Source organism: Micromonospora inaquosa (assembly GCF_003857055.1).
Classification (GTDB): domain Bacteria; phylum Actinomycetota; class Actinomycetes; order Mycobacteriales; family Micromonosporaceae; genus Micromonospora; species Micromonospora inaquosa.
This window is the reverse complement of the sequence record NZ_QGSZ01000221.1, coordinates 1-5,861: the sequence shown is the minus strand read 5'-3', so window position 1 is coordinate 5,861 and position 5,861 is coordinate 1. Positions and strand designations below refer to the sequence as shown.

Annotated in this window: 7 protein-coding genes; 1 reads left to right on the top strand and 6 read right to left on the bottom strand. The window is 73.7% G+C overall.

Going from position 1 to position 5,861, the window contains the following annotated elements:
- Positions 1-174: 174 nt before the first annotated feature.
- The 4 genes from DLJ59_RS17870 to DLJ59_RS17850 form a co-directional block, all read right to left on the bottom strand.
- The gene (locus DLJ59_RS17870) at positions 175-1,059 is read right to left on the bottom strand and encodes an NAD kinase (protein ID WP_124773781.1); all 885 of its coding nucleotides are present in this window, start codon (positions 1,057-1,059) and stop codon (positions 175-177) included.
- Between the two features lie 109 nt (positions 1,060-1,168).
- Positions 1,169-2,029 carry a TlyA family RNA methyltransferase gene (locus tag DLJ59_RS17865; protein WP_124773780.1) on the bottom strand — a complete coding sequence of 287 codons (861 nt, stop codon included), beginning with the start codon at positions 2,027-2,029 and terminating at the stop codon, positions 1,169-1,171.
- 41 nt (positions 2,030-2,070) lie between these two features.
- Complete coding sequence (locus tag DLJ59_RS17860) at positions 2,071-2,346, bottom strand: hypothetical protein (RefSeq protein WP_244236087.1); 276 nt, start codon at positions 2,344-2,346, stop codon at positions 2,071-2,073.
- Complete coding sequence (locus DLJ59_RS17850; RefSeq protein WP_124773777.1) at positions 2,343-2,921, bottom strand: phasin family protein; 579 nt, start codon at positions 2,919-2,921, stop codon at positions 2,343-2,345. The genes DLJ59_RS17860 and DLJ59_RS17850 overlap by 4 nt, the downstream gene beginning before the upstream one ends.
- A gap of 111 nt (positions 2,922-3,032) precedes the next feature.
- Here DLJ59_RS17850 and DLJ59_RS17845 point away from each other — a divergent pair, with 111 nt between their 5' ends.
- On the top strand, positions 3,033-3,371 hold the full coding sequence (locus DLJ59_RS17845) for an SCP2 sterol-binding domain-containing protein (RefSeq protein ID WP_030334914.1): 339 nt from the start codon (positions 3,033-3,035) through the stop codon (positions 3,369-3,371).
- Positions 3,372-3,381: 10 nt separating this feature from the next.
- Here the strand turns inward: DLJ59_RS17845 and DLJ59_RS17840 are convergent, their stop codons facing one another.
- Positions 3,382-4,413: an HAD-IIA family hydrolase gene (locus DLJ59_RS17840; protein ID WP_124773776.1), complete on the bottom strand. Its 1,032-nt coding sequence runs from the start codon at positions 4,411-4,413 to the stop codon at positions 3,382-3,384.
- Entirely contained in the window at positions 4,410-5,324 is a 915-nt protein-coding gene (locus DLJ59_RS17835; RefSeq protein ID WP_124773782.1) for a tetratricopeptide repeat protein, read from the bottom strand. Before DLJ59_RS17835 ends, DLJ59_RS17840 begins: the two co-directional genes overlap by 4 nt.
- Positions 5,325-5,861 lie beyond the last annotated feature (537 nt).

Below are 5,861 nucleotides of genomic sequence, written 5' to 3'. Positions count from 1 at the left end.
GGGGGGACCAGTGCATGCGATGCGCTCCTCTACTCCTCCAGGCCCGCCATCCGTAGATGAGGGCCGATCGGAGTCTGCGACGGAGCGTGTCACCAGGTCACTAGTCGCCAGCCGCCGCAGCGGCGACATGTCGTCAGGTGGACAACTCTTGTCCACCGACGGTATGTGCCACGGTCACCGGCGGCTGCCGCGCCACCCGTGCACGGGAAGGTCGAACTTGGCCACCAGTCGGTCGGTGAACGGGCGGGGGCGCAGCCGCACGATGCGTACCGGCAGGGCGCCCCGGCGCACCGTCACCCGCGCGCCGGGTGGCAGGTCGTAGACCCGCCGGCCGTCGCAGGAGAGCACCGCGAGGGTGGTGAACGGGTCGACGGTGATCACGAAAGTGGACGTCGGGGCGGTGACCAGCGGGCGGCTGAACAACGCGTGCGCGCTGATCGGCACCAGCAGCAGCGCCTCCACCTCCGGCCAGACCACCGGACCGCCACCGGAGAACGCGTACGCGGTGGAGCCGGTGGGCGTGGCGCAGACGACGCCGTCGCAGCCGTAGCGGGACAGCGGCCGGCCGTCCACGTCGACGAGCAGTTCGAGCATCTGGGCCCGTTCGCCCTTTTCGATGCTGATCTCGTTGAGCGCCCAGGACTCGATGGTCGGCCCACCGTCGAACTCGGCAGTGACGTCCAGGGTCAGCCGCTCGTCGACCGTGTAGTTGCGCCCGACGACGTCCCGGACCGCGGTGTCCAGGTCGTCGATCTCCGCTTCCGCCAGGAAGCCCACCTTGCCGAGGTTGATGCCGAGCAGCGGCGCCTTCGCCGGCCGGGCCAGCTCGGCGGCGCGCAAAAAGGTGCCGTCCCCACCGAGCGCGAAGACGATCTCGGCGCCCTCGGCGGCCTGCGGGCCGCCGACCGGCACCACACCGGGCAGGTCGAGGTCGTCGGCCTCGTCGGCGACCACCCGTACCTCGAAACCCGCGGCGATCAGGTCCGCGGCGACCGACCGGGCGTGCTCGGTGCTGCGCCGACGGCCGGTGTGGGTCACCAGCAGCGCGGTCCGGCTCATCGGGCCGCCCGTCCCCGCCGGACCGGGTGGCGTCGCGCCAGCGGCGCCGTCACCTCGGCACGACCGCGTGTCACCGCGCGGCCCGTTGCGGCGCCCTCGCTGCGCGCGTTCACCCTGCGACCTCCTCCGCCGCCACGTCCGGCACGTCGCCGGCCGTCGTCGAACCGTCCGGCCCGGCCGCCACCACGGCCCGCACCCGCTGCGGGTCGGCCGGTGGTGCGCCCCGGCGCAACCATACGAAGAACTCCACGTTGCCGCTCGGCCCGGGCAGCGGACTGGCCGCCACGTCGGCCAGCCCGAGGCCGAGCCGCTCGGCCGTCGCGGCCACGTCCAGCACCGCTTCGGCGCGCAGCTCCGGATCGCGGACCACACCGCCGGCACCGACCCGCTCCTTGCCGACCTCGAACTGCGGCTTGACCATCAACGCCAGGTCACCGTCGTCGCGGGTGCAGCCGGCCAGCGCCGGCAGCACCAGCCGCAGCGAGATGAACGACAGGTCGGCCACCGTGAGGTCGACCTGGCCGCCGATCGCGTCGGCATCGAGGGTACGAACATTGGTGCGCTCCAGAACACGGACCCGCTCGTTGGTGCGCAGTGACCAGGCGAGCTGCCCGTAGCCGACGTCCACGGCCACCACCTCGGCCGCCGCAGCGCGCAGCAGCACATCGGTGAACCCACCGGTCGACGCGCCCGCGTCCAGGCACCGCCGCCCGGCGACGCGCAGCCCACCGGGGGCGAACGCGGCCAGCGCACCGGCGAGTTTGTGCCCGCCCCGGGAGACGTACTCCTCGGCCGGGTCCGCCCCGGTCACCAGGAGCGGGTCGGCGGGGTCGACCATCGCGGCCGCCTTGCGGGCGACCACGCCCCGCAGTTGGACCCGGCCGGCCTCCACCAACGCGGCGGCCTGCTCACGGGAGCGGGCCAGACCGCGGCGGACGAGTTCGGCGTCCAGCCGGTTACGACGTGCCATGGGTGGTTGTTCTCCGGTCTGCTCAGGCCTGGCCGTCCCGCTCAGGTCTGGTCGATGGTGGCGAGGGTTTCCCGCAGCGTCTCGTAGGCCGCCTCGTACTGGGCGATCTGGTCGGCCGGTGCGAGCGTTGCCGCGTTGGCCAGGGACTGCACGGCGGCGTCGACCGCCGGGTGCCGCGTTTCGTCGTCCCCGAAATCCGGCGGCGGTCCGGGGCGCGCACCCACCGGCGGGCCGGGCCGGGCCGCGAAGGAGCTGCCCGCCGGTGGGCCGGGCCGGGCCGGGAAGGACCCGCCGGGCGGTGGGCCGGGCCGGCTCATTCGGCGTCGTCCGGCGGCTGCTTGCGGATCGCCTTCTTGGCGGGCATCGCCGCCGGCGTCGGGACGTCCTCGTCGCCGGTCCGGCTGATCGTCGCCGGCGGCTTCTTGGCGATGGCCTTCTTGGCGACCGCCTTCTTCGCCACCGCCTTCTTCGCCACCGGAGCGGAGACCGGCGCGCCGGCCTCGGCGTCGGACGGCACGAGACCGGTGCCGGGCCGCGCGGCGACAGTCGGGTCGGGTTGTGCCGTGGGGCCGGCGGTCGGCGCGTCGGCGGAGCGCGCCTCCCGTAGCTGCCGTTCCAGGTCGTGCACCCGTCGGGTCAGCTCGGCCACCTCGTCGGCGGTGGCCAGACCGACCGCGCCGAGGGCCCGGTCGACCTCGAAGCGGACCAGCTTGGTCAAAGCCTCTCGGTTGGCGGCGCCGGTGGTCACCAGTTCCTCGCCGAGGGCCTGGAGTTGGGCGGCGGTCGCGCCGCCGGAGCCGACGAGGCGACGTGCCACGTCCTGGGCCTTCTTCCGGGGCGCCTCCGCAAGGCCCATGGCCAGCTCGAGGTAGGCGCGCCACGCGTCCTGCATGCCTGAGTCCTTCCACGGGGCGGGGTGTGCAGGTGTCACGCTACCGGGCACCCCGGACCAGCCCGTGCGGTACGGTGCCGAGGACGGCGTGGCGATCAGCGAGGGGGAGATGTGGCCAGCGTGGACGAGTGCCGGCAGGCGTTGCAGGAGCTGGCCGCCCGGTTGGATCGCAACGCCGAGACGGTCCGCGAACGGATCGACCTGGACCGGACGCTGGCCTGCCGGATCACCGACCTGGACACCGCGTTCCACGGCCGGATCACCGGCGGCCGGCTGGTCGAGTTGACCGACGGTGACGACCCCAAGGCCAAGATCGCACTCAGCACGTCCAGCGACGACCTGCTCGCCCTGGTCCGCGGCGACCTCGACGTCACCAACGCGGTGACCTCACGCCGGGTGTCGATCAAAGCCAACCCGTTCGACCTGCTGAAGTTGCGCAAGCTGCTCTGACGGTTCCCCGTCACGCGACAGCGGTCAGACCGAAACTCTCCATCGCGTGGGCCGCGTCCGGGCCGACCGGACGGATCTTCGGCAGCGCCGGCACCGGGGCCGACCAGGCCACCGCGCAGAGCGCGGCCAGGGCGTCCAACGGTCGACCGGCCCCCGCCAGCTCCAGCGTGCCGTCCCGGTCGGTCACAGACCAGCCGCCGGCGTCCGCCGGGCCCGGGACCCGCACGGCGGCGGCCGGGTCGAACAGCCCCGCCAGGTCCCTCGCGACGTACGTGGGACGCCGTCCCGGCTCGGCGGCCAGCAACTCCGGTACGCCGCTGACGCCGGTGAGCACGAGCAGGCTGTCCAGCCCCGCGCGGCGGGCACCCTCGATGTCGGTGTCCAGCCGGTCACCCACCACCAGGCTCCGCCCACCGCCACTGCGCTTGGCAGCGGTTTCGAACAGCGCCGGTTCCGGCTTGCCGACCACGACGTCGGGGTCTCGCTCCAGTGCCGTCCGCAGCACGGCGACCAGCGAACCGTTGCCGGGCAGCGGTCCCCGCCCACTGGGCAGGGTCCGATCGGTGTTGGTGGCGATCCAGATCGCGCCCGCCCGCACCGCGACCGACGCTTCGGCCAGTTCGGCCCAGCCGACCTGCGGGCCGTACCCCTGCACCACCGCCGCCGGTTTCTCGTCGGCCTGGGTGACCGGGGTCAGACCGACCGCACGCAACTCCGCGCGCAGCGCCTCCGCGCCGACCACCAGCACCGACGCCCCGGCGGGCAGCCGGTCACGCAGCAACTCGGCCGAGGCTGCGGCGGAGGTGAGAACCTCTTCCGGGCGGGCCGGCACACCCATTCCGGTCAGCAGGTCCGCGACCTCGCTGGACCGACGGGACGCGTTGTTGGTCGCGTACGCCACCGCCCGTCCCTCGGCGTGCAACCGGGCCACCGTCTCGACGGCGCCGGGGATCGGCCGGTCGATCAGGTAGATCACGCCGTCCAGGTCGAAGACGACCAGGGTGTACCCGTCGACCAGCCGCTCCCCCACGCCCGCGCTCACCGCTGCGTCGACCCTGACTCGTCGTCCCCGGCCGGCACGGTCCCGTCGGCCTTCGCCGCGTCCCCGTCCGCCGCGTCGCCGGACTTCACGCCGCTGTCCTCAGCGGCGTCGGCGTCGGTGCCCTCGGTGGGGTGACGGTCCTCGTCCTGATCGTCGTCTTCGTCGTCGTCGTCTTCGTCTTCGTCGTCGTCGTCGTCGTCTTCGTCTTCGTCTTCGTCGTCTTCGTCTTCGTCGTCTTCGTCGCCGGTCAGGTCGGCGTCGGGTTGGGCCGGCACCGCTCCGGGAGCGCCCGGGCCCGCGGCGATCTCCTCGGCGGCCTCGTCCTCGTCGTCACCCTCGATGACCACGCCGTCGAGTTCGAGCAGCCGTTCGGCGGCGTCGGTCTCGCCCTCGGTGTCCACGTCGGCGGCGCGGGAGAACCATTCCCGGGCCTCCTCGCGCCGACCCACCGCGAGCAGCGCGTCGGCGTACGCGTACCGCAGCCGAGCCGTCCACGGCACGGTGGCCTCGCTGGTGAGGTCCGGGACCTGGAGCATCGCGACCGCGGCGTCCTTCTGCCCGAGGTCGCCCCGCGCTCCGGCGGCGACGATCAGCAGTTCGATCGCCACGGCCTGGTCCAGCTTCTCCCGGTCCGCGCCACGGAACAGGTCGATGGCCCGCTCCGGCCGGCCGAGGGCCCGCTCGCAGTCCGCGAGGACGGCCAGGTGGCTCTGCAACCCGCTCATCCGGTGGTACGTGCGCAGCTCGGCGATCGCCGACTGCCACTCCCCCGCGTGGTACGCGGCCAGGCCGACCGCCTCACGGACAGCGGAGATACGCGACGCCAGCCGTCGGGCGGCCAGCGCGTGCGCCAACGCCTCGGCGGGGTCCTCGTCGATCAGCTGTCCGGTCGCGACCAGGTGCCGGGCCACCGTCTCGGCGACCGGCTTGTTCAGCGAGAGCAGCTCAGCGCGAACGTCCTTGTCGAGGTCGGTCGCGACGATGTCGTCCGGCAGCGCCGGGGCCGAACGGCGCCCGCCCTCGAACGACTCGGAGCCACCCGCGCGGTCGTCACGACGGAACTCACCCTCGCGACGCGGCCGCTCGTCGGCCCGGAAACCGCCGGTACGCTCCCCACCCCGGTAGCCGCCCTCGCGGTCACCGCCACGGAAGCCACCCTCACGCGGGGCGCTGGAGCGTGAGCTGTCCCGGTCACCGCCACGGAAACCACCCTCGCGAGGCGGGCCGGAGCGAGTGCGGTCGCCACCCTGATACCCGCCCTCACGACGGTCGCCGCCACGGAAACCACCGTCGCGGTCACCACCGCGGAAACCGCCTTCGCGAGGGGCGCTGGAGCGTGAGCTGTCCCGGTCACCGCCACGGAAGCCACCTTCACGCGGGGCGCTGGAGCGTGAGCTGTCCCGGTCACCGCCACGGAAGCCACCCTCGCGGGGCGCGCTGGAACGAGA

Bases quoted from the DNA above. Each gene is read 5' to 3' on its own strand.
- DLJ59_RS17870 (WP_124773781.1), bottom strand. From the start codon at position 1,059: ATGAGCCGGACCGCGCTGCTGGTGACCCACACCGGCCGTCGGCGCAGC.
- DLJ59_RS17865 (WP_124773780.1), bottom strand. From the start codon at position 2,029: ATGGCACGTCGTAACCGGCTGGACGCCGAACTCGTCCGCCGCGGTCTG.
- DLJ59_RS17860 (WP_244236087.1), bottom strand. From the start codon at position 2,346: ATGAGCCGGCCCGGCCCACCGCCCGGCGGGTCCTTCCCGGCCCGGCCC.
- DLJ59_RS17850 (WP_124773777.1), bottom strand. From the start codon at position 2,921: ATGCAGGACGCGTGGCGCGCCTACCTCGAGCTGGCCATGGGCCTTGCG.